The organism is Ruminococcus hominis, from assembly GCF_014287355.1.
Classification (GTDB): Bacteria; Bacillota; Clostridia; order Lachnospirales; family Lachnospiraceae; genus Schaedlerella; species Schaedlerella hominis.
In genome coordinates this window covers 3,341,250-3,361,580 of record NZ_JACOPE010000001.1, presented here as the reverse complement: position 1 = coordinate 3,361,580, position 20,331 = coordinate 3,341,250, and the positions used below count along the sequence as shown (strand labels likewise).

Genomic DNA, 20,331 nt, shown 5'->3' with positions numbered 1-20,331 from the left:
GTGATAGTTCCTCCTTTGTTTTGTGATAGTTATCGTTCGAGATCTTTGATTTTTGATCTCACTGGTTCTGGAATCTGCATCTGAAGAATGGCATCAACATTCTGATCGGCAGTATCCAGATCTTTTAATTTTTCTTTCAAGCTGCTTATTGCTTCTTCTTCGGAAGTTATCTGCTGTTGCAGTTTTTCTTTTTGCAAAGTCAAGGCTTTTAGGCTTGTCATCTTTCCATCCTGATAAAAGGATCTCAGCCAATTTCTGGCTTCTTCATATTTCTGAATTTCCTTCTCATGTTCTTTTCGGTACTTTCCTTTGTACTTTGCATTTGAAAATTGGGAATAAACTTCCTTATTTGCATAGTACTGTCCGGTATAACGGATCTGATCGTTGAGGATCCTTAGATTGGACCGATGCTGAGCAACCTGTGTCTGCATTTCTTTTAGTTCTTGCTTTGATGCAAGCAGTGTGTTTTTCAAATCTGACTGCGTATCAAATCCATGTTCCTGCACATAGATAATGGTATTTGCCATTTGCTGCAGGTTAGAAAGTTTTACCCGATGAGCATAAGCCGGGCTCTGCATTGCTTTCACATTTGTCTGGAGATTTACAACCAGGCACAGGTGAGACCTGACGTAGAGAATGGCCAATGGATCCTTGCGTAAGAAGGTCTGTTCCAGGTGCTCTTTTCCATAGCGTGTTCCCAGTGCACGTTCAGTAATCCGTTTCTGTCGATCAGGATGAAGATAGCTGTATCTGCCACGATACTCAATCACAGAGATTTGAAATTGTTCCAGAAGTTTGGATTGGAATTCATCAAAACTATTGGATGTGGCAGCACATTCATCAATCGCATTTCGTAAATATTCTTTCTGTGTAAGGAACACGGTGGATGTTGGTTTGAGACCATCTTCAATAATTTTCTGATTGATCTCATCCAGTTTTTGCTGGCCGTGTTTCTGTGACATATATTCTTTCTGAGTAATTTTTCTCTCAGCCGGAGCAAGAAGATCTATCTGGTGAAGTCCTTCCTGTTGGCACCGATCCATGACAGTTTTCTTAAAAGCGTTCATGAATTTATCAGTGGAACGATGCTTGTAACCGGCAGCTTCCTCATGTGGTTTATCCATATAAGGCTGCCTTTCCACTGCAGTCATCCTCACACTGTTTATGACGATGTGGGTATGAATATTTCCAGATTCATTGTGTCCATCGGTATGAGTAACCACCAGAGCCTGATATCCGGGAAACATCTGCTTCGCAAGTTCCAAACTGATTGCCTGTGCTCTCTCTCCGGTAAGTCCGTTTTCTGTAACATCAGCTGGATCGTAGCTGATAATGTAGTGGTGACTTTTGATATCTTCACGTTTCTTATTTTTGTGAAAATGAGCATTTGTCAGTTCACATTCCTTGTCAAAAGACATTGGATCACAGCTCAACCCATCCATGTAAAACTCTTTTCGCAGGATGCTTCGTCCGGATTCATCTACAATCTTTTTCCCAGTTTTTTCATCATGTTCAAACAGAAGGTAATTGATAGCAGCCGAGTAATTAGCATTTCTGCTTTTAATGTGTTTTACGATTGCCATTCATACCACCTGCCAGTTTCAGTACCTCTTTTCTCAATAGGAATAAGTCTGTGATGCACTGATGGATTTCATTTTCTATAGCACGTGACTGACTGCCACCGCTGTTAAAATGCTTGGCGATCTGATTGAGATTCGATCCGATTTTTCCATATTCACTGACCAGTTTTCTGAGATCTTTCATGTCTGCAACAACTTCAATCTGATGATGGATTTGCTTTTCCAATAGAAGTTTCCTCAGATATTCTGATCGGCTAATAGATAAACAAGCAGCGCCTTGGTCTAATAAATCCAGTTCGACATCTGTAAGACGTAATCCTATAAAATGTCTGTGATTCAGTTCTTTATCTTTGTTTTCTGTTCTCATACTCCTCCTTCCGCTGAGACTATTCCTCCCGCCGGGAGTCCACGTATTTCAATATCGGCTGTCCCTTCCGATATTAGAAATAGTGCTGTGAACACCTTTAGGTGGAACCAACAGACGAGTGAAACGTCTGTTATTGAGAGGGTATGGGGAGATCCCCATCAAGATAAATCCCATAGGAGAACAGGATGCCAAACGGCAATACTGTTAAACATGGGTGGATCTTGCTCTTATTTGTATCCCTCTATATAACGAAACGCTCAGAGGCTGTTTTACAGTGGGGGAAAAGAAAAAATATCAAAAAATTGATGATTAATGGTGAGCTTGTGATAGAATGGAAAAAAGAGAAAATGCATAAAGGATGTAGTTGTGGAGAATATTTGTTATGATTAGAAAGTTGCTGAACGGAGATATCAATAGAGTTGCTGATATATGGTTAAAGACAAATCTGAAAGCACATTATTTTATTTCCAATCAATACTGGAAAAGTAATTATGAATTAGTAAAAGAAATGATGTCACAATCCGAAGTTTATGTGTTTGAAGCAGATAAAATGATACAAGGATTTGTAGGACTAAATGATAAATATATAGAAGGTATTTTTGTCTCCGATGAAATGCAGTCATGTGGCATAGGTAAGCTTTTATTAGATTATGTTAAGGATAAAAAAGTTAGCTTACGATTAAATGTATACCAGAAGAATGCCAGAGCAATTTCTTTTTACCAAAGAGAAGGGTTCATTATTCAATGTGAAGGCTTGGATGAAGCTACTGGTGAAAAAGAGTACACTATGCTATGGAAACGAAAATAGAAATCGGAAGTTGTAGTAAAGGAGGTTTACAATGGGGTTTTGGATTTTTATGTTGGTTATGGATTTGCTTCTTCCATTTACGATGATTGGTTTTGGAAGATATTTTATGAAAAAGACTCCCAAGGAAATAAATTCAATATTTGGATATCGGACTTCGATGTCTATGAAGAACAAAGACACATGGGAATTTGCTCATAAATATTGTGGTAAAGTTTGGTATGTCTGTGGAATGGTTATGTTGCCGATAACAGTAATATTCATGCTTTTAGTAATTGGAAAAAATGAAGATTGTGTTGGGAGTATAGGAGGAATTATCTGTGGTGTTCAACTTATTCCTTTAATTGGATCTATTCTCCCAACAGAAATAGCATTAAAAAAGAATTTTGATAAGAATGGAACAAGACGATAAATTCAAGTTTTGAGGGATGACAAGCGGATCAGTATGATATTAATTGAAAATGCGTATATGGTTGATTGGTGTGTGCGGTAATATACTATATTCAGAAAAACTATTCAGGAGGGTGTTAGTGTGAGAAAATCAGATTGGGCAAAATGGTTGATCGTGATTCCGGCAATGCTAGGCATTGTGTTGGTAACCTATGTGGATCGTACAACAGATATCTGGGGATTTGGTGCATTTATCTGCCAGCTGATTGCGATTTTAGAAGTGGCTTATGGTATGCGAATCGCGATGCTGGCACAGAGTAGAAAGAAGTCCTACCGGTTAACACCGGAAGAACGACATGAGTATGCACAGTATTTATATGAGAAACAATATCAACGTTACCCTGCTGTGGCGAATCAGATGCTTTTGGTTATGGCAAGGATGAGTATACTTCTTGACAATTATGAACGGGCTACACAGGAGCTGGAAGATATTTGTATAGATAAATTTAATCCGGCACAGTTGAAGGTGTATTATTACCTGAAAGTGGTTACAGCAGTAGTGGCAGGAGATACAGAAGGGCTTCAAGAGAGCCAGATGCGTTATGCAGGGATTCCGGATACTAAATGTGTATATCCGCCAGAAGCTGAGCTTGCTGAATGGATAGAGCAGAGAGATACAGTGCAGATGGTAGAAGCACTGAAAAAGGTAGTGCCGGATAAGAAAGAGCATCCGGTACGGATCAGTGTCATTACTTTGATTCTTGCATATAGTACCTTCTTTTACGGATTGTGGTATGGTATAAACCGTGATATGGGATATGAAGTGAGATATCGTTTCGCAGAAATATCGATTGCTGTTATTACAATCAGTCTGGCGATTCTTTTAATCTGGGGAATCGTAAGCTTGTACAGACACAATTGCCAGGCATTATCCATACAGCCTGGTAAAAACAGAGTGGCATTAATAATCATTTTTGGAGCTGCTGCGATATTTACACTTTTGATTATTGGAATGAGTGGTCTGAGTGTAGTGTTCGGAATGGATGGAGCGGAGACGGTGACTGGTCATGACAGCAAATATACGTATATAACCGTGCAGGAGGATTATGGCGGCGAGCGGAGATATCGAACCAATAATCCATTTGTTATGCAGAGTATGGATGGTCTGTGGTGGTCTTCGGATTCTTCGGATATAATGGATGCTGAAGAAGATAACGAAGAATCATCGGATGCGGATACAGAGGATTCCCCAGTGACAGAAGATACTCAGAACGGAGATGTGGTAGAAGATTATGAGGCAGAAGGACAGCATGATGGTCTGACGATTCAGAATGCGATGCTGGCGGTCTATAATTATCTTCAGGAGAATAATGTACTTCAAAATATGGCATTCAGTTACACTGCGAATGCAAAAGGAGAAATCTATGGTGTTGTCAGTGAAACGCAGGAAACAAAAGATGGTAATACGGTAAATGTAAAATATTGTCTGTATGACAACGGGGCGAAGACGGATGCGGATGGTAATTCTTGCGAAGAACTGGTGTTAGAAAAAATATATCCAGACGGTAATTACGAGACCGAATTGGTAGATTTTTATCTGGTAAATACGGATACGATGCAGGTGACAGATGAACAGAAGAATACGTGGTAAAATAAATTCTGGGGAAGTAGGTGCATTATATGACAATGGGAGAAAGAATAAAACAACTGCGAAGTTCAAATGGGTTTACACAAGAAATGCTTGCTAAAATTATTCGGATTGAAAAATCGGGAGTTGGAGGATACACGCATGAAAATTGTAATCATTAATGGAAGTGCCAGAAAAGGAAATACGCTGGCAGCAATCAATGCATTTATAAAAGGAGCGTCAGAAAAGAATAAAATTGAAATCATTGAACCCGACAAACTCAACATTGCACCATGCAAGGGATGTGCTGTCTGTCAATGCTCTAAGGGATGCGTCGATAAGGATGATACAAATTCTACAATTGATAAAATTGCTGCCGCAGATATGATTCTTTTTGCTACACCAGTTTATTGGTGGGGAATGTCAGCACAATTGAAACTTATCATTGATAAGTGCTACTGCCGTGGATTGCAGTTAAAAAATAAAAAAGTTGGCACGATTGTTGTAGGCGGTTCTCCCGTAGACAGTATCCAGTATGAGCTGATTGATAAGCAGTTTGACTGTATGGCAAAATATCTTTCATGGGATATGCTTTTCAAAAAATCATATTACGCAACAGCCAGAGATGAACTTGAAAAAAATAAGGATTCCATGAACGAACTTGAGTGGATCGGAAAAAATTTATAAAGCACACACCAAATTCCAGTTTGTTGAATTAAAAATGAAATAAAGTTCCAGTAATCATAGAGTGTATGGATTCAATTCCATATGCTCTTTTTCTTTACTTAATTTCATGAAAAATGTAAAAATCTAATGTTACGAGTTGCATTAAAGAAAACTCGTAAGAAAAAAAGTAAAAAAATTTGCTTTTGACCACTGTAAAACATGCTCTGAGCGTTTCGTTATATGAAGGGATAATTTTTCTTTCATATTTCAAAGAAAAGAGGATAAAGAAATGTCAGAAAAAAGATGTTATACAGTTCAAGAGTTACAGGAAATCTTAGGAGTCAGCAGACCTACTATTTATAACCTTTTAAAGAAAAAGGAATTCCGGTGGATCCAGTTGGATGGCGGAAAGTATCGCATCTCTAAGAAGAGTTTCGATGACTGGCTCGATAACTTGGAACAGTAAAAAACAGGGTGTTGATCAGGCAGATTTTATCTGCAATCGACATCCTAAATTTTTATCTGGATTTGAGATATGATATAAGAAAAAACACTAACACTAAAAAAGACAGGAAGTGAAGAATAAATGGCAACAGCAATTATGAAACAAAAAGAAGTTCCGGAAATGGACGATGTTGAAGAAATCATTTCGAAAATATCAGAAGAAAGTCCTTACAAACGGCGTCCAACACAAAAGAGGACCTGGATGACCGTGCCGGAAATGGGAAAGCTACTGGGATTAAAAAAGACAGATCGATATTGGCTGGTGCATAAAAACGTTTTTGAATCAAAAGAGATTGCCGGAAAGATACGAATCAATATTGCCAGCTTTGAAAAATGGTATGCCAATCAGATTAAATACCATAAAGTTACCGGAGAAGAACCGGGGAAAGAATTGAAATCCTGGTCCTATTCTGTTAAGGAAGTCGCGGATCTGTTGGGTGTTGATGAATATCTTGTTTATGAATTACTCAAGAAAAATCAAATGGAAGCTGTTATTGTCGATTACTGGAAACGAATACCAAAAGAATCTTTTCAGAATTGGTATAAAAGCCAGTCCCGGTATCGAACAAAGGAAGACAGAGAAAAAGACGCTCTTTTGGAAAATGCAACTATTACGATGCCTGAGATGGCACAGCTGCTTGGAACAACCAGAAGTTCAGTATATACAATTCTTGATAATCCGAAGTATAGTCATTTTTTTGAATTCATTGTGATTGCAGAAAAGAAAAGGATCACAAAAGAGAGTTTTCAAAAATTCCTGGAAGGTCAGGACCGTTATAAGCTGGATCCATCGAATGATTATGAAGAACTTGCACAGGAACAGAATATTGCCCTGGCTAATTTCCGGCGGAAGAAATTATCACAAACCGGAATACGAGGAAGCAATGGAAATATAAAGTATCTTACTTTTGATGAAGCCTCCTATCTGGCAAAGGTCAGCAGAAGCATGATCAACAAGTGGGCGGATAAAGGAAAGTTCACAGTAATAAAAGTTGGCAGTCGAGTTAGGATCCGTCGGGATGAATTTGAGGACTGGATGGAGCAAAGAGATTTGGAAAGGAGTATGCAATAATATGGCATCTATAAGAGAACGAAACGGAAAATTTAATGTAATCTATTCTTATACGAATGAAAAAGGTGAGAGGAAACAGAAGTGGGAAACCTATGAAACGAAAGCCGAAGCAAAGAGAAGAAAAAAAGAAATTGAATATAAAAAAGAGATGGGATCATTTGTCGTCCGTAAATGCAAAACACTGGACGAGCTTATTGCAGAATATGTTGCACTTTATGGCAAAGAAAACTGGGCGCTTTCTACATATGAAGGAAATGTCTCTCTTATCAATAACTATATTCTTCCGATCATTGGTGATACGAAACTCTCAGAGATCAATACCCGTTTCATCGAAAGATATTATCAGAGTCTTTTGAAGAGACGTGCAGTTATCAATCCATTGAATAAAACCAGTCGAAATGAATTTGTATCTTCCAGTACGGTCAGGGATATTAATAAGCTGCTTAGAAATTGTTTTGAACAGGCAGTGAAATGGGAGTTGATGGAGAAGAATCCTTGCACCCATGCGACTGTACCAAAACATAAATCACAAAAAAGAGACATCTGGACAGCGGATACATTAATGTATGCGCTCAGTGTCTGTGAAGATGAGCGGTTAAAGCTTGCAATAAATCTATCCTTTTCATGTTCCTTACGACTTGGTGAGCTGCTTGGTCTTACCTGGGATTGTGTAGATATTTCTCCTGAGGCAATTGAAGAAAACCGTGCATATGTCTTCATCAACAAAGAATCACAGCGTATAAGAAAAGAATCGTTGAATGCATTGGATGGAAAAGATGTGTTGTTGGTATTCCCGACAAATCATAAGAAGAATTCTACGGTCCGTATTCTGAAAACACCAAAGACAGAAAGCAGTGTGCGTAAGATATTCTTACCAAAGAGTGTCGCTAATATGTTGGTAGACTGGAAAGCGGAACAGGATGAAATGAAAGAAATCCTTGGTGATGAATATATGGACTATAACCTGGTTATGGCAAGTACCTTTGGTCTTCCTCTCGGAGATGGAGCAATCCGTGGTCCTTTAAAGAAACTGATCGAGGACTATAATCTCCCACCAGTTGTGTTTCACAGTTTCCGTCATAGCAGCGTTACTTATAAGCTGAAACTGAATGGTGGGGACATCAAAGCGGTACAGGGTGATTCCGGTCATGCTCAGGTCAATATGGTTACGGATGTGTACTCTCATATTCTGGATGATGATAGAAGGAAAAATGCAGAGCTTTTTGAAGAAGCATTTTATGAGAAAAAGAATCTGGATCCACAGATGCATGTACAGCAGGAAAATAATAATACTGTTGCCGATGAAGTTGATCCGGAACTTCTGGCAAAAGTCTTGGCAAATCCGGAGATGCGGGCATTGCTCAATTCACTGGCGAAGACGATGAAGTAATTGTCTATCTCCATCATATCTATTGGAATCTCCATCATTTGATGATGGAATGATGGAGATTCAGTTACAAAAAAGGTTACAGATATTTTTACTGAATAAAATTTGCCAGTCAAAAACGCATGGACAAACCGTCTCGTATGCGTTATATTATTTATAGACAAGAAAATATCTTGTGCTTTCGATAGGAAGTTTAATTGAATACTGTTTACCATGATCGAACGTACAAAGCATGGTGGTCATATAACAGATGTCGATGGTAATATCAAGGCATTCCCCGATTATTAGCTGGAGCAAACAAACAGCTAACTTTCAGAGCTTTACAGAGCTTGACAAAGGGGGTATTCAGAATAACTCGAATTGAATCGGAAACAGTTTTATATAGTGTCCCATATGGGTTTACCTTACCTCAGATTGACAGAGAGTGACAATAGGTTGGAGCTCTCCTAAGCGAGGGGTCGGAGGTTCAAATCCTCTTGGCGACGGGCTTCAAAGCGTTCGAAAATGTTAGCTGGATTAGCTGACAGCGAACGCTTTTCTTGTTTTTTAATTACGTTCGTGACATGAAAATCCATTCAAAATGATCCATTTCCAGCTAACACAATCCGATTTTTGTTAGCTGACAGCTAATCAAAATCACAGGTTTGCAAACATTAATTAGCTGAAACAGTATACAATTCTATTAGCTACAGCTACGGATATATCAAAGAGAAGCTGATCAGCAGCATACACAAAGAAATTACCATAGCAGAGATAAAGGGGCGAGATAAGTCACCCTTTTTTCGTCGGATAATTCATTTCTTTACGTTTCTATACTCTGTAGGAGTTAAGGAATACATTCTCTTAAATGTTTTACAGAAATAATCTGCATTACTGAATCCAGTTTCTATTGAAATGGCACTTACTTTTTTTTCTGTATTGGTAAGAAGTAATGCTGCCTTCCTTAACCTGTAGCATATCAGATAGTTGACAGGAGATGTATTCAGTACATTACGAAACAAATTCAAGGCAGTACTGATACTCACTTCCCCAACTTTGGCAATATCCAAAAGAGAAATGCTTTCAGGGTAATTCGAATGTATAAATTGCATCATCATTTGTAACCGTGCAAGTGAGGAAGCATTCACATTTTGAGTTTCTGGGTAACAAATAACATTTGAAGTTATGAGTGCCCATATCTTTTGTAATTGAACAGATATTTGTAGTTCATTTATTTCACCTCTGCTAAACTGTATAAGCTTTTGCATTTCAGACAAAATTTCTTTCTGCCATTCCTGTGAAGAAGAAAAAATGTAATAACCCAAAGATGAGTTCAGAAAAGGTAACACAAATTTCTGATAGATTAAACTTTCTTTCGGAGCAATCAGAGACGGAAGAAAGAGAAAATTTGGAATTACAGCGTCATTTTCGGAATGCATTTTATGAATAACTTTGGAATTAATAAATATTCCCTGTCCCTCGGACATGTCAAAATTATCTTCTCCTACATTAAAGTGAACTATACCGGATTCGATATATACAAATTCAAATTCGGTATGCCAATGCCAGTCAATACAGTTAAAATCATAATCGGTTATGTTTTCATCATAGAGTTTGTATGGAAAAAGATGAATCCCATGTAAAGCAGTTTCCATCAGTGTATCATCGGTTTTTATACTTACAAGCTTTTTCTTTTCTTTCTGCGACATGGCAGTCCCCTCCTGAACAATCTGTTTTACGATATTATACAGCATAATTGCGATATTATATAGTGAAAAATAAACAAAATTGCTATATAGTTCTATTTAGCCGTAAGGAGAAGATAAATGTATGAACAGGTTGAATTTGGTTTATGTGATGAAAAAGAATGTATTTCTATCATTTTAGATAATGAGGAACAGGTAAATGAATTTATGTTAATGCTTATTGAAAAGTCATTTATAGTGAATTGTGAACCAAGATACTTAGGTGCGTTCTATGAGGGATGTGTTTGGTGTGGAGATGAGCATTATCTAAGAATAACAACAAAGAGAGTTGAGGAAAAATGATGAAGAATTATAAAAAGACAAAATTGGCGTGTTATTTGGGATTTATTACGCAGGCAGTTGCTGCGAATTTTGCACCTTTACTATTTCTGAAATTTCATACAGATTACAATATTTCACTTGGAAACATTGCTATGATATCAACATCCTTTTTCTTTACACAGCTTTTGGTAGATTTGTTTTGTGCCAAGTACGTGGACAAAATTGGATATAGAGTATGCATTGTTGCTTCAGAAGTATGTTCGGCTGCAGGCCTTGTAGGTTTGGCATTTTTACCGGAAATAATTCCATCTCCGTTTATTGGTATTATTATAAGTGTCATTTTGTATGCGATTGGAAGTGGCTTAATCGAGGTTTTAGGAAGTCCTATTGTGGAAGCATGTCCGTTTGAGAACAAGGAGGCTACTATGAGCCTTCTGCATTCCTTTTACTGTTGGGGAGCAGTTGGAACTATACTTGTTTCGACCGCTTTCTTTCTGCTATTTGGAATTGGCAGCTGGAAATGGCTTGCTGTTATTTTTGCATTAATTCCTGCTATCAATATTATTAATTTTGCAACTTGTCCGATTGAATCATTAGTAGAGGAAGGACAGGGAATGGGAATCAGAAAATTATTTTCAAATCCCATGTTCCTGATTGCCATTGTGATGATGGTCTGTTCCGGGGCATCGGAGCTTGCAATGGCACAATGGGCATCTGCGTACGCAGAATCAGCCCTAGGATTTTCAAAGGCAGTGGGAGATATTGCCGGACCTTGTATGTTTGCTGTGACGATGGGAATTTCACGAGTGTTGTTTGGAAAAGCCGGTGATAAAATGAAACTAAACAGATTTATGATTGGTTCCGGTATCTTATGTTTTGTATGTTATTTATTAGCGTCATTTTCAGAAAATCCGATCATTGGACTTGCTGGATGTATTGTATGTGGGTTTTCTGTAGGAATCATGTGGCCCGGTACAATCAGCATCTCTTCCAAGGCATTTCCAACAGGAGGAACTGCAATGTTTGCACTTTTAGCAATGGCAGGTGATCTTGGAGGAAGCATAGGTCCAGCCATTGTAGGAAGGGGTGCGGACATGTTTGGAGGTAGTATTCATGTGGGCATGCGCATTGGACTCCTGTTTCCGATTACGTTGTGTTTTATGCTATTTTTATTCAATATAATGAACCACAATGCGAATAAGCAGAAATAGCTGTTATGTTCATGTGACAGTTAAATGTTGCCAGATGAAAGAACACTATGGGGAGAAAAATGCCCCTTAAAGAAACCAACGAATCTTCCGCATCTATCCACATCTGCATAGTACCGTCAAGATAAAGTCGAGCATACTTCACAGGATTGTCTATTGCCAAAGCATTCAAGGCACACTCTGAATTAGGTGTTGTCTTTAATCCTTCCTCTGCCTTTGCACAATCAATCTGAAGAATATATCCGGCACAAGTGCATATATCAATGCTGTTATGATAAATGTTGTAATCTGCATATATTATGTTCATTAAACCAATCCTCTTTTCTGTAAAATTCAAAAAGCATTTCAAGCAGTTCACACAGTCCGTTCATATTATGCTATAATGTGTTATGCGATTTTGCTTCCCTTATTTTTTCCCTTACGAGGGTTCGTAAAGCCTTGTGAAACGATATAACACAAGGGAATACCTAAGGGAAAGCTCACCTATAGAAAAGTTAGTGTTTATAAGGGTTAGCGGGGAGTTTATTAATAAAATATAACAGCTAATGAAACCCTTAAATTAAGTGATTATACAATCGGTATTTAACGAGGAGGAATTCTGTAATGAGATTTTTTGAAAATACCCGTAAGCCACAAGGCTTCGGCGGAAAATTGATGACGAAGATGATGAACAGCGGTCACGCCAAATTATCGCAATGGGGATTCTCAAATATCTCCGCGAAGTCTGATGCTGAAGTTCTGGACATCGGCTGTGGCGGCGGAGCAAATATTGCGGTCTGGCTTGATAGATGTAGAAATGGCCACGTGACAGGAATGGATTATTCTGAGGTTAGTGTGGCAGAATCTCAAAAATTGAACGCCCTCGCCATTAAACAAGGGAAATGTAATGTAGTTCAAGGAGATGTATCTGCTATACCCTTTTCTGACGCGACTTTTGATTATGTTTCTGCCTTCGAAACAGTTTACTTTTGGCCAGGATTAGTAAAATGCTTTTCCGAGGTCAACCGTGTGCTGAAAAGCGAAGGCATATTCCTGATTTGTAACGAGAGTGACGGAACGAATGCCGCAGATGAAAAATGGACAAAGATGATCAATGGTATGAAGATTTACACATCTAAACAACTTGTTGCCGCTTTGAAAGAAGCGGGTTTTACAGAGATTAAAACGTATTCAAATGCAAAAAATCATTGGATAAGTATTGTTGCAACGAAATAGCCAACTTCCAGCTTGAAGAAGAACTTGAAGAAGAAACAAAAATCATTCATGTCCTTTGTCATATAGTTTCTGTATATTTTTTGGAAGTTTATCAGGTAACATGGCATTTATCGTATCTTCATTACCATCTTTCATTGCTGTTTCATAATACCAGCACTTAAATTTTAAGAGGGAGAGAGTTTTTTGAAGTTCCTGGATTTCAGTTTCAACAGCTGATTTTCTGGCTTCAAATAATTCTTTCCTTTTTTCATAGCTGGCGCTGCCTTCAGATACCCAGATAAAAAATTGCTTTATATCTTTGATCTCAAGCCCAGATTTCTTCAGACATTCAATGATACGAAGCGCTTCCAACTCATTATCGCTGAAATAACGGATGTTTCCTTTACGTTCTAGATTAGGGAAAAAACCTTCCTTGTCATAATATCTTAAGGTAGAAACAGGAAGACTAAACATTGCAGAGACCTGACCGATTGTATACATAAAAAACCTTCTTTCAAAATATGCTTGACCTAAAGTTAACTTTAGGTTGTATGATATTTATATCATATACTATTGTTAGTATAATTACAAGAAATTTTGCATATGGAGGATGTTAAATATGTTAAAAACAGAAGAATTAAAGTTGGTATCTGAATGGGATAAAACTTTTCCACAGAGTGAAAAAGTAGACCATAAGAAAGTGACATTTGTAAATCGTTATGGAATCACACTTGCTGCAGATCTGTATAAGCCGAAAAATGTGTCAGGGAAATATCCTGCGATTGCCGTAAGCGGACCATTTGGTGCAGTCAAAGAACAGTGTTCTGGATTATATGCACAGACGATGGCTGAAAAAGGATATTTAACGATTGCATTTGATCCTTCTTTTACGGGGGAAAGTGGAGGAAATCCAAGATTCATGGCCTCTCCGGATATTAATACAGAAGATTTCATGGCTGCTGTTGATTTTCTTTCTGTTCGGGAAGATGTGGATACGGATAAAATAGGAATCATTGGAATCTGCGGATGGGGTGGAATGGCTCTTAACGCAACTGCATTGGATACAAGAATAAAAGCAACTGTAGCATCTACCATGTATGATATGACAAGGGTAAATGCAAATGGGTACTTTGATTCTGAGGACAGTGAAGAAGCACGTTATGCAAAGAAACAGTCACTGAATGCCCTCAGAACACAAGAATACCGTAAAGGCGAGTATTCCAGAAGCGGTGGTTGTGTTCCACTTCCGGTTCCGGAAGATGCCCCTCTCTTCGTAAAAGATTATAGTGAGTATTATAAAGGCAGATGTTATCACAAAAGGAGCCTGAATTCCAATGGGGGCTGGAACAGTATTGGATGCATGTCATTTATGAATCAGCCAATATTAAAGTACAGTAATGAAATCAGAAGTGCAGTCCTTATCGTTCACGGAGAAAAAGCACACAGCTATTATTTTGGAAAAGATGCTTATGAAAATATGATCAAGGACAGCAAGTACACATCCAATAAAGAGCTGCTGACAATTCCAGGGGCTGTTCATACAGATCTTTACGATAATCTGGATGTAATCCCATTTGATAAAATCCAGAAATTTTTTAAAGAAAACGGGGTTGGTTAATCATGACATTTGAAGAATATTTGAGTAATATGAAGCCCGGATATACTGTAGACGGTGGAAGTGAAGACCATCTGATCATGCATGAGCTGTCTCAAAGGGCATTAAAAATAACGATGGAGCTGAATAACAAATATCATACAAAAGAAGAAATTGTACAGCTTATGTCAGAACTTACCGGGCAGAAAATAGATGAGAGTTTTGGAATGTTTCCTCCGTTTTATACGGATTGTGGGCGAAATATCCATATAGGTAATAATGTTTTTATTAATGCAGGATGTAAGTTTCAGGATCAGGGTGGTATTTATATAGAGGATGGAGTCCTGATTGGACATAATGCAGTACTGGCAACAATCAATCATATGGAAGATCCTGAGAAAAGAGCTGGTATGATATTTCAGCCGATTCATATTGAAAAAAATGTATGGATTGGAGCAAATGTAACGGTTCTTCCAGGGGTTACGATTGGTAAAGGTTCGATCATTGCAGCCGGAGCAGTTGTAACAAAAGATGTTCCGGCCAATATGATTGCGGCAGGAGTGCCTGCGAAAGTTATACGTAAGGTTAAAAAAGACGCTGAAAAAGGAGAAATTTAATTGTGGCAAAAAAAGTATTGATCATATCTACAAGTTTTCGAGGAGGCAGCAATTCTGATGTACTCGCAAAGGAGTGTGCAAAGGGAGCAAAAGAAGCTGGGCATGATGTGGAACTTCTTTCTTTGAAAGGAATTATAAGTTTGAAAATCCTTAGATCGGACCAGTGCTGAGCAAACTGTGTCTGCATTTCTTTCAATTCCTGCTTTGATGCAACCAGTGTATTTTTCAAATCTGACTGCGTATCAAATCCATGCTCCTGCACGTAGATAATGGTATTTGCCATTTGCTGCAGGTTAGAAAGTTTTACCCGATGAGTATAAGCCGGGCTCTGCATTGCCTTCACATTTGTCTGGAGATTTACAACCAGGCGCAGGTGAGATCTGACGTAGAGAATAGCCAACGGATCCTTGCGTAAGAAGGTCTGTTTCAGGTGTTCTTTTCCATATCGTGTTCCAAGTGCTCGTTCAGTAATCCGCTTCTGTCGATCAGGATGAAGATAGCTGTATCTGCCACGATGCTCAATCACAGAGATATGAAATTGTTCCAGAAGTTTGGATTGGAATTCATCAAAACTATTGGATATGGCAGCACATTCATCAATCGCATTTCGCAAATATTCTTTCTGTGTTAAGAATACGGTGGATCGTAGCTGATAATGTAGTGGTGACTTTTGATATCTTCACGTTTCTTATTCTTATGAAAATGAGCATTTGTCAGTCGTACTGCAACAAAATGTCTGTGATTTAATTCTGTTTCTTTATTTACTGTTCTCATAATCCTCCTTCCTTTGAGATGATTTCTCCCTTTGGAAGTCCACGTATTTCAATATCGGCTGTCCCTTCCGATATTAGAAATAGTGCTGTGAACACCTTTAGGTGGAACCAACAGACGAGTGAAACGTCTGTTATGAAGAGGGTATGGGGAGATTCCCATCAAGATAAAACCCATAGGTTGACGGGAGGTCAAATGGCAATACCGTTAAACATGGGTGGATCTTGCTCTTATTTTTATCCCTCTATATAACGAAACGCTCAGAGACTGTTTTACAGTGGGGGAAAAGAAAAAATATCAAAAAATTAATGATTAATGGTGAGCTTGTGATAGAATGAAAAAAAGAGAAAAGCATAAAGTATGTAGTTGTGGAGAATATTTGTTATGATTAGAAAATTACTGAACGGAGATATCGATAGAGTTGCTGACATATGGTTAAAGACAAATCTGAAAACACATTATTTTATTTCCAATCAATACTGGAAAAGTAATTATGAATTAGTGAAAGAAATGATGTTACAATCCGAAGTCTATGTGTATGAAGATGATAAAATGATTCAAGGATTTGTAGGATTAAATGGTGAATATATCGAAGGTATTTTTGTCTCTGATGAAATGCAGTCGTGCGGCATCGGTAAGCTTTTATTGGATTATATTAAGGATAAAAAAGTTAGATTACAATTAAATGTATATCAGAAGAATGCCAGAGCAATTTCTTTTTACCAAAGAGAAGGGTTCATTATTCAATGTGAAGGTTTGGATGAAGCTACTGGTGAAAAAGAATACACCATGCTATGGAAACAAAAATAGAAATCGGAAGTTATGGAGGAGAAAACAACAATGAAAGAAAAGACATATCAGACTCGTTGCGGAACAATCCACTACTGGACAAGCATATCAAGCCTGAATGCAATTACCCTTGTTTTTTTGCCGGGATTGACCGCTGACCATAGATTGTTTGATAAGCAGATTCTTTTTTTTGAGAAAAAGTATAATATTGTGGTGTGGGATGCACCGGCACACGCTACCTCATGGCCGTTTCGGCTTGATTTTGATTTGTTCGATAAAGCAAAATGGTTGAACGAAATTTTAAATCAAGAAGAAATCAACAAACCTGTCATTGTTGGACAATCTATGGGTGGATATGTGGGGCAGGCTTATGCACAACTCTATCCAAACCAGTTGAAAGGTTTTGTTTCCATTGACTCTGCACCGTTGCAACGAAAGTATGTGACTGCGGTTGAAATCTGGCTTTTGAAGCGGATGGAACCGGTATATGCTCATTATCCATGGAAGTGGCTACTGAAATCGGGAACGGAAGGTGTTGCCACATCTGTTTATGGCAGAAATTTAATGCGTGAAATGATGCAGGTTTATGATGGTAACCAAAAGCGTTATGCACAAATTGCCGGACATGGCTTTCGTATTTTGGCAGAGGCAATGGAAAAGAATCTGCCGTATGAGCTTAAGTGTCCAGCTTTGTTAATATGCGGTACACAGGATCATGCCGGTTCGTGCATACGGTATAACAAAGCGTGGCATAGAAACACGAAAATTCCTTTAACATGGATTGAAGGAGCTGGACATAATTCTAATACAGACAAACCTGAACGGATAAATAGTTTGATAGAAGAATTTGTTACAAATATTTAACAATAGACAACTTCAAGTTTGACGGAGTAATAGATATGAAAATCCGAGAAGTGAATGAGAATAAAAAGCAATTTATAGCATTATTGTTATTAGCTGATGAGCAGGAAAATATGATTGATCACTATCTTGAAAAAAGTACTATGTATGTACTTGAAGATGGTAATGTAAAAGCTGAATGTGTTGTTACCGATGAAGGTAATGGAATACTTGAAATCAAGAATATCGCAGTCGATCCGAAAAATCAAGGAAAGGGCTATGGCAAAGCACTAATTGATTTTCTTGCCAGTAAATATGCAGATGAATATTCTGTTTTGCAAGTTGGAACAGGTGACAGTCCATTGACGATACCATTTTATGAAAAATGTGGATTTGTCCGTTCTTACAAGATTCCCAATTTCTTTACTGACAATTATGACCACCCAATTTATGAGGGCGGCGTACAGTTGATAGATATGATATATTTGCAAAGATGTTTATAACTTCAAGTTTTTTAAACTAAAGAATTTATAATTTTGAGGGAAATAATGATTTCGTTACTTAATTGTCATTTTTGGGGATAGATTTGTTATTTGGAGCGATTCCGTCATTTGTTCTTATGCTATGCAGGGTATCGAAGAAGCAACTATGAGAAGAAATGGAATAACTGCGATAACAAAGGTAATTTCTGGTGTTACAGATGACATGCTTTCAGCCATGAATAGTATGGGTATAATCAGGAGGAGAGAATATAACTTGTCAGACATTGCATCCTCCAATGAAAAAATTGAAGAATTCTATAAGGATTATGGCGATGGCAATGTAACTAGTAGCTGGGATAAGGTCACTACTTTCTATAATAAGCAAGGTAAAAAGCTATTTAAATTCGGTCTGGCTTATGATAATGTTCAGTTGTTGGTGAAAGAAGTAAAAAATACGCAAAAAAGTATTTCAAATCAGAAAAGGAAGAAATAGAACAATCGGAAGTTAGAGAGGAGGAATAATGCAATGAGCTTCTTTGAAAATACTCGTAAGCCACAAGGCTTTGGCGGAAAATTGATGACGAAAATGATGAACAGAGGTCACGCCAAGTTATCACAATGGGGATTCTCAAATATCTCAGTAAATCCAGATGCTGCGGTACTGGATGTTGGTTGCGGAGGCGGTGCAAATATTGTAGCCTGGTTGAACAAATGCGGAAATGGACATGTGACAGGAATGGATTATTCGGAGGTCAGTGTGGCAGAATCTCAAAAACTGAACGCCGCTGCCATTAAACAAGGGAAATGTTGCGTGGTTCAAGGTGATGTATCTGCTATCCCTTTTCCGGATGCGGTTTTTGATTATGTTTCTGCTTTCGAGACAGTTTACTTCTGGCCGGGATTCCCCTCTATATAACGAAACGCTCAGAGGCTGTTTTACAGTTGGGAAAAGAAAAAAGTTTTATAGTGAATTGCAAGTGCATTGCTTTTAATGCATAATAACAATAAAGAAAACCTCATTACAGATATTGAGTCTAAAAAAACTTAAACGCAGTAGCAGGGAGATGACCACGCCCTTATTCCTCCTGCGTTGCCTTGAGATAGGTATTTCTATCGGAGATCTAGATTATTTGACGATTGGAATGGTGATGGATATTTGGACGGAGAAAGCAAATGATTCTGTGAAATATGATAACTTAGCTATGCAGGAAGATTTTGATAAGTTTTGATGAACAAATTGTAAATTTTGAAAGTTGTATTGCTATTGTACGCACAATCGAGTATAATATGATTATAAAAATATCGGAAAGGTGGTGCTGTATATGGCAGCAAAATCAGCGAATCTTTATGCTCGTATTGAACCGGAAGTGAAAGAAAAGGCAGAAAGCATTTTATCCGCACTGGGCATTCCTGCTTCCAATGCTATCAATATGTTTTATAAACAGATTATTCTTCAGAGAGGACTTCCTTTTGATGTGAAAATTCCATCTTCTCGTCCGGTAGATATGTCCGCTTTATCAGAAGCAGAATTGAATGCAGAACTTGAGAAAGGATATGCGGATATCAAAGCAGGAAGAACAAGAGAAGCAAGTGCAGTTTTTGCAGACATCCGTAAGGATTATAATCTATGATTTACACTATCAAAATTACAGATCAGGCAGATAATGATATCCGTAACATCTATGAATATATTGCCTACGAACTGCAGTCACCGGAGAATGCCAGTGGTCAGCTGGACAGAATCGAAAAGTGTATTATGAGTCTTGACGATATGCCAGAGCGCTATCGTTTTTATGATAGAGAACCGTGGAAAAGTCGTGGACTTCATATTGTTCCAGTAGATAATTATTGCGTTCTCTATATTGTAGATAATGATGATAGGACAGTTTCCATTATGCGAGTGATGTATGGCGGTCGTGATATTGATGTTCAGCTTGATAAATACACGAAATACGAAGAGTAGTGTAAATCGGAATTTGGAGGATTGAATTATGTGGAATGAATTAGGTATAAGCGGAGGAACTGCAATTGTTATTTTGATTGCGCTGTATTTCGTTATCAAATGGGCAGTGAAAAATGGCATCAAAGAAGCCTACAGTGCTATCACTGGAAAGAAAACTGATGAAGATATCCAAAACGAAAAAGTGCTGAAAGAACTTGGATTGGATTCAGAAGATCAATAACTTCTAATTGAGCGAGGTGGAAAAATCATGGAAAAAGATAAAAAAGAGAAAATCAGGTGTATATGTTTTTTATTTGTTTCAATATGTAACTTTATAGTGTCGATAGTGAATTTTATGGATAAAAACACTACACAAGCAGTAACATATTTATTATTAGGTATTTCACTTTTGCTTTTATCTACTACGAATTTGAGAAAAAATAAATAAATACAACTTCAAGTTTGTTAAATTGGAAAATTTGAATTTGTC

The 20,331-nt window shown here is 37.8% G+C and carries 27 protein-coding genes and 1 pseudogene; 22 read left to right on the top strand and 6 right to left on the bottom strand.

What is annotated here, in order from left to right; genetic code table 11:
* Nucleotides 1-29: 29 nt before the first annotated feature.
* Entirely contained in the window at nt 30-1,583 is a 1,554-nt protein-coding gene (locus tag H8S40_RS15405) for a relaxase/mobilization nuclease domain-containing protein (RefSeq protein WP_186865576.1), read from the bottom strand.
* Entirely contained in the window at nt 1,561-1,947 is a 387-nt protein-coding gene (locus H8S40_RS15400) for a plasmid mobilization protein (protein ID WP_186865575.1), read from the bottom strand. The genes H8S40_RS15405 and H8S40_RS15400 overlap by 23 nt, the downstream gene beginning before the upstream one ends.
* Nucleotides 1,948-2,132: 185 nt before the next feature.
* Between H8S40_RS15400 and H8S40_RS15395 the strand changes: the two genes are divergently transcribed.
* The 8 genes from H8S40_RS15395 to H8S40_RS15360 all read left to right on the top strand — a co-directional run bounded on the left by H8S40_RS15395 (nt 2,133) and on the right by H8S40_RS15360 (nt 8,401).
* Nucleotides 2,133-2,333, top strand: coding sequence for a hypothetical protein (locus H8S40_RS15395; RefSeq protein ID WP_015541494.1), 201 nt, complete (start codon nt 2,133-2,135; stop codon nt 2,331-2,333).
* Nucleotides 2,330-2,755: a GNAT family N-acetyltransferase gene (locus tag H8S40_RS15390; RefSeq protein ID WP_186865574.1), complete on the top strand. Its 426-nt coding sequence runs from the start codon at nt 2,330-2,332 to the stop codon at nt 2,753-2,755. The genes H8S40_RS15395 and H8S40_RS15390 overlap by 4 nt, the downstream gene beginning before the upstream one ends.
* 31 nt (nt 2,756-2,786) lie before the next feature.
* On the top strand, nt 2,787-3,164 hold the full coding sequence (locus tag H8S40_RS15385; RefSeq protein ID WP_186865573.1) for an SdpI family protein: 378 nt from the start codon (nt 2,787-2,789) through the stop codon (nt 3,162-3,164).
* A gap of 120 nt (nt 3,165-3,284) precedes the next feature.
* Complete coding sequence (locus H8S40_RS15380) at nt 3,285-4,793, top strand: hypothetical protein (RefSeq protein ID WP_186865572.1); 1,509 nt, start codon at nt 3,285-3,287, stop codon at nt 4,791-4,793.
* A 138-nt stretch (nt 4,794-4,931) separates the two neighbouring features.
* Complete coding sequence (locus tag H8S40_RS15375; protein WP_186865571.1) at nt 4,932-5,456, top strand: flavodoxin family protein; 525 nt, start codon at nt 4,932-4,934, stop codon at nt 5,454-5,456.
* 268 nt (nt 5,457-5,724) lie between these two features.
* A complete protein-coding gene (locus H8S40_RS15370; protein WP_003864535.1) occupies nt 5,725-5,901 on the top strand; it encodes a helix-turn-helix domain-containing protein in 177 nt (58 codons plus the stop codon).
* Between the two features lie 120 nt (nt 5,902-6,021).
* Nucleotides 6,022-7,011, top strand: coding sequence for a helix-turn-helix domain-containing protein (locus tag H8S40_RS15365; protein ID WP_186865570.1), 990 nt, complete (start codon nt 6,022-6,024; stop codon nt 7,009-7,011).
* Nucleotide 7,012: 1 nt separating this feature from the next.
* The gene (locus H8S40_RS15360) at nt 7,013-8,401 is read left to right on the top strand and encodes a site-specific integrase (RefSeq protein WP_186865569.1); all 1,389 of its coding nucleotides are present in this window, start codon (nt 7,013-7,015) and stop codon (nt 8,399-8,401) included.
* Nucleotides 8,402-9,192: 791 nt separating this feature from the next.
* On the opposite strand, the gene H8S40_RS15355 is transcribed toward H8S40_RS15360, so the two are convergent.
* Nucleotides 9,193-10,086, bottom strand: coding sequence for an AraC family transcriptional regulator (locus tag H8S40_RS15355; RefSeq protein ID WP_186865568.1), 894 nt, complete (start codon nt 10,084-10,086; stop codon nt 9,193-9,195).
* Nucleotides 10,087-10,203: 117 nt separating this feature from the next.
* On the opposite strand from H8S40_RS15355, the gene H8S40_RS15350 reads away from it, so the two are divergent.
* On the top strand, nt 10,204-10,425 hold the full coding sequence (locus H8S40_RS15350) for a hypothetical protein (protein WP_186865567.1): 222 nt from the start codon (nt 10,204-10,206) through the stop codon (nt 10,423-10,425).
* Nucleotides 10,422-11,615: an MFS transporter gene (locus tag H8S40_RS15345; RefSeq protein WP_366482641.1), complete on the top strand. Its 1,194-nt coding sequence runs from the start codon at nt 10,422-10,424 to the stop codon at nt 11,613-11,615. Before H8S40_RS15350 ends, H8S40_RS15345 begins: the two co-directional genes overlap by 4 nt.
* Nucleotides 11,616-11,691: 76 nt before the next feature.
* Here H8S40_RS15345 and H8S40_RS15340 read toward each other — a convergent pair.
* Nucleotides 11,692-11,919, bottom strand: a pseudogene (locus H8S40_RS15340) (DUF6061 family protein); the annotation flags it as partial.
* Between the two features lie 296 nt (nt 11,920-12,215).
* On the opposite strand from H8S40_RS15340, the gene H8S40_RS15335 reads away from it, so the two are divergent.
* Entirely contained in the window at nt 12,216-12,827 is a 612-nt protein-coding gene (locus H8S40_RS15335) for a class I SAM-dependent methyltransferase (protein WP_186865566.1), read from the top strand.
* A gap of 42 nt (nt 12,828-12,869) precedes the next feature.
* Here H8S40_RS15335 and H8S40_RS15330 read toward each other — a convergent pair whose 3' ends face one another.
* Complete coding sequence (locus H8S40_RS15330; RefSeq protein ID WP_015541390.1) at nt 12,870-13,307, bottom strand: MerR family transcriptional regulator; 438 nt, start codon at nt 13,305-13,307, stop codon at nt 12,870-12,872.
* Between the two features lie 118 nt (nt 13,308-13,425).
* On the opposite strand from H8S40_RS15330, the gene H8S40_RS15325 reads away from it, so the two are divergent.
* From H8S40_RS15325 to H8S40_RS15315, 3 genes are read left to right on the top strand one after another with little or no spacing between them, the layout of a single operon-like run.
* Nucleotides 13,426-14,424 carry an alpha/beta hydrolase gene (locus tag H8S40_RS15325; RefSeq protein ID WP_186865565.1) on the top strand — a complete coding sequence of 333 codons (999 nt, stop codon included), beginning with the start codon at nt 13,426-13,428 and terminating at the stop codon, nt 14,422-14,424.
* Nucleotides 14,425-14,426: 2 nt separating this feature from the next.
* On the top strand, nt 14,427-15,017 hold the full coding sequence (locus H8S40_RS15320; protein WP_117835391.1) for a sugar O-acetyltransferase: 591 nt from the start codon (nt 14,427-14,429) through the stop codon (nt 15,015-15,017).
* Between the two features lie 2 nt (nt 15,018-15,019).
* Nucleotides 15,020-15,187 (top strand): NAD(P)H-dependent oxidoreductase, encoded by a 168-nt coding sequence (locus H8S40_RS15315; protein WP_366482640.1) that lies wholly within the window; start codon nt 15,020-15,022, stop codon nt 15,185-15,187.
* Between the two features lie 457 nt (nt 15,188-15,644).
* Here H8S40_RS15315 and H8S40_RS15310 read toward each other — a convergent pair whose 3' ends face one another.
* On the bottom strand, nt 15,645-15,791 hold the full coding sequence (locus H8S40_RS15310; RefSeq protein ID WP_186865564.1) for a hypothetical protein: 147 nt from the start codon (nt 15,789-15,791) through the stop codon (nt 15,645-15,647).
* Nucleotides 15,792-16,172: 381 nt separating this feature from the next.
* On the opposite strand from H8S40_RS15310, the gene H8S40_RS15305 reads away from it, so the two are divergent.
* The 8 genes from H8S40_RS15305 (at nt 16,173) to H8S40_RS15270 (ending at nt 20,082) form a co-directional block, all read left to right on the top strand.
* The gene (locus tag H8S40_RS15305; RefSeq protein WP_118725273.1) at nt 16,173-16,598 is read left to right on the top strand and encodes a GNAT family N-acetyltransferase; all 426 of its coding nucleotides are present in this window, start codon (nt 16,173-16,175) and stop codon (nt 16,596-16,598) included.
* A gap of 30 nt (nt 16,599-16,628) precedes the next feature.
* On the top strand, nt 16,629-17,441 hold the full coding sequence (locus H8S40_RS15300; protein WP_118725272.1) for an alpha/beta fold hydrolase: 813 nt from the start codon (nt 16,629-16,631) through the stop codon (nt 17,439-17,441).
* 35 nt (nt 17,442-17,476) lie between these two features.
* Nucleotides 17,477-17,920 (top strand): GNAT family N-acetyltransferase, encoded by a 444-nt coding sequence (locus H8S40_RS15295; RefSeq protein WP_117990301.1) that lies wholly within the window; start codon nt 17,477-17,479, stop codon nt 17,918-17,920.
* Nucleotides 17,921-18,065: 145 nt separating this feature from the next.
* A complete protein-coding gene (locus H8S40_RS15290) occupies nt 18,066-18,392 on the top strand; it encodes a hypothetical protein (RefSeq protein WP_243238275.1) in 327 nt (108 codons plus the stop codon).
* Nucleotides 18,393-18,425: 33 nt separating this feature from the next.
* Nucleotides 18,426-18,815, top strand: coding sequence for a class I SAM-dependent methyltransferase (locus tag H8S40_RS15285; RefSeq protein ID WP_243238274.1), 390 nt, complete (start codon nt 18,426-18,428; stop codon nt 18,813-18,815).
* Between the two features lie 406 nt (nt 18,816-19,221).
* Nucleotides 19,222-19,530, top strand: coding sequence for a type II toxin-antitoxin system RelB/DinJ family antitoxin (locus tag H8S40_RS15280; RefSeq protein WP_117990300.1), 309 nt, complete (start codon nt 19,222-19,224; stop codon nt 19,528-19,530).
* Nucleotides 19,527-19,862: a type II toxin-antitoxin system RelE/ParE family toxin gene (locus H8S40_RS15275; RefSeq protein ID WP_118725271.1), complete on the top strand. Its 336-nt coding sequence runs from the start codon at nt 19,527-19,529 to the stop codon at nt 19,860-19,862. Before H8S40_RS15280 ends, H8S40_RS15275 begins: the two co-directional genes overlap by 4 nt.
* Before the next feature lie 28 nt (nt 19,863-19,890).
* Entirely contained in the window at nt 19,891-20,082 is a 192-nt protein-coding gene (locus H8S40_RS15270) for a DUF6019 family protein (RefSeq protein ID WP_186865563.1), read from the top strand.
* Nucleotides 20,083-20,331 lie beyond the last annotated feature (249 nt).

What these genes read in the sequence shown, in the direction of transcription:
- H8S40_RS15300 (WP_118725272.1), top strand. Translation starts at nt 16,629, where the DNA reads ATGAAAGAAAAGACATATCAGACTCGTTGCGGAACAATCCACTACTGG.
- H8S40_RS15325 (WP_186865565.1), top strand. Translation starts at nt 13,426, where the DNA reads ATGTTAAAAACAGAAGAATTAAAGTTGGTATCTGAATGGGATAAAACT.
- H8S40_RS15270 (WP_186865563.1), top strand. Translation starts at nt 19,891, where the DNA reads ATGTGGAATGAATTAGGTATAAGCGGAGGAACTGCAATTGTTATTTTG.
- H8S40_RS15285 (WP_243238274.1), top strand. Translation starts at nt 18,426, where the DNA reads ATGAGCTTCTTTGAAAATACTCGTAAGCCACAAGGCTTTGGCGGAAAA.
- H8S40_RS15335 (WP_186865566.1), top strand. Translation starts at nt 12,216, where the DNA reads ATGAGATTTTTTGAAAATACCCGTAAGCCACAAGGCTTCGGCGGAAAA.
- H8S40_RS15280 (WP_117990300.1), top strand. Translation starts at nt 19,222, where the DNA reads ATGGCAGCAAAATCAGCGAATCTTTATGCTCGTATTGAACCGGAAGTG.
- H8S40_RS15350 (WP_186865567.1), top strand. Translation starts at nt 10,204, where the DNA reads ATGTATGAACAGGTTGAATTTGGTTTATGTGATGAAAAAGAATGTATT.
- H8S40_RS15310 (WP_186865564.1), bottom strand. Translation starts at nt 15,791, where the DNA reads ATGAGAACAGTAAATAAAGAAACAGAATTAAATCACAGACATTTTGTT.
- H8S40_RS15405 (WP_186865576.1), bottom strand. Translation starts at nt 1,583, where the DNA reads ATGGCAATCGTAAAACACATTAAAAGCAGAAATGCTAATTACTCGGCT.
- H8S40_RS15305 (WP_118725273.1), top strand. Translation starts at nt 16,173, where the DNA reads ATGATTAGAAAATTACTGAACGGAGATATCGATAGAGTTGCTGACATA.
- H8S40_RS15295 (WP_117990301.1), top strand. Translation starts at nt 17,477, where the DNA reads ATGAAAATCCGAGAAGTGAATGAGAATAAAAAGCAATTTATAGCATTA.
- H8S40_RS15395 (WP_015541494.1), top strand. Translation starts at nt 2,133, where the DNA reads ATGCCAAACGGCAATACTGTTAAACATGGGTGGATCTTGCTCTTATTT.
- H8S40_RS15385 (WP_186865573.1), top strand. Translation starts at nt 2,787, where the DNA reads ATGGGGTTTTGGATTTTTATGTTGGTTATGGATTTGCTTCTTCCATTT.
- H8S40_RS15275 (WP_118725271.1), top strand. Translation starts at nt 19,527, where the DNA reads ATGATTTACACTATCAAAATTACAGATCAGGCAGATAATGATATCCGT.
- H8S40_RS15290 (WP_243238275.1), top strand. Translation starts at nt 18,066, where the DNA reads ATGAGAAGAAATGGAATAACTGCGATAACAAAGGTAATTTCTGGTGTT.
- H8S40_RS15370 (WP_003864535.1), top strand. Translation starts at nt 5,725, where the DNA reads ATGTCAGAAAAAAGATGTTATACAGTTCAAGAGTTACAGGAAATCTTA.
- H8S40_RS15330 (WP_015541390.1), bottom strand. Translation starts at nt 13,307, where the DNA reads ATGTATACAATCGGTCAGGTCTCTGCAATGTTTAGTCTTCCTGTTTCT.
- H8S40_RS15400 (WP_186865575.1), bottom strand. Translation starts at nt 1,947, where the DNA reads ATGAGAACAGAAAACAAAGATAAAGAACTGAATCACAGACATTTTATA.
- H8S40_RS15390 (WP_186865574.1), top strand. Translation starts at nt 2,330, where the DNA reads ATGATTAGAAAGTTGCTGAACGGAGATATCAATAGAGTTGCTGATATA.
- H8S40_RS15365 (WP_186865570.1), top strand. Translation starts at nt 6,022, where the DNA reads ATGGCAACAGCAATTATGAAACAAAAAGAAGTTCCGGAAATGGACGAT.
- H8S40_RS15375 (WP_186865571.1), top strand. Translation starts at nt 4,932, where the DNA reads ATGAAAATTGTAATCATTAATGGAAGTGCCAGAAAAGGAAATACGCTG.
- H8S40_RS15345 (WP_366482641.1), top strand. Translation starts at nt 10,422, where the DNA reads ATGATGAAGAATTATAAAAAGACAAAATTGGCGTGTTATTTGGGATTT.
- H8S40_RS15355 (WP_186865568.1), bottom strand. Translation starts at nt 10,086, where the DNA reads ATGTCGCAGAAAGAAAAGAAAAAGCTTGTAAGTATAAAAACCGATGAT.
- H8S40_RS15360 (WP_186865569.1), top strand. Translation starts at nt 7,013, where the DNA reads ATGGCATCTATAAGAGAACGAAACGGAAAATTTAATGTAATCTATTCT.
- H8S40_RS15320 (WP_117835391.1), top strand. Translation starts at nt 14,427, where the DNA reads ATGACATTTGAAGAATATTTGAGTAATATGAAGCCCGGATATACTGTA.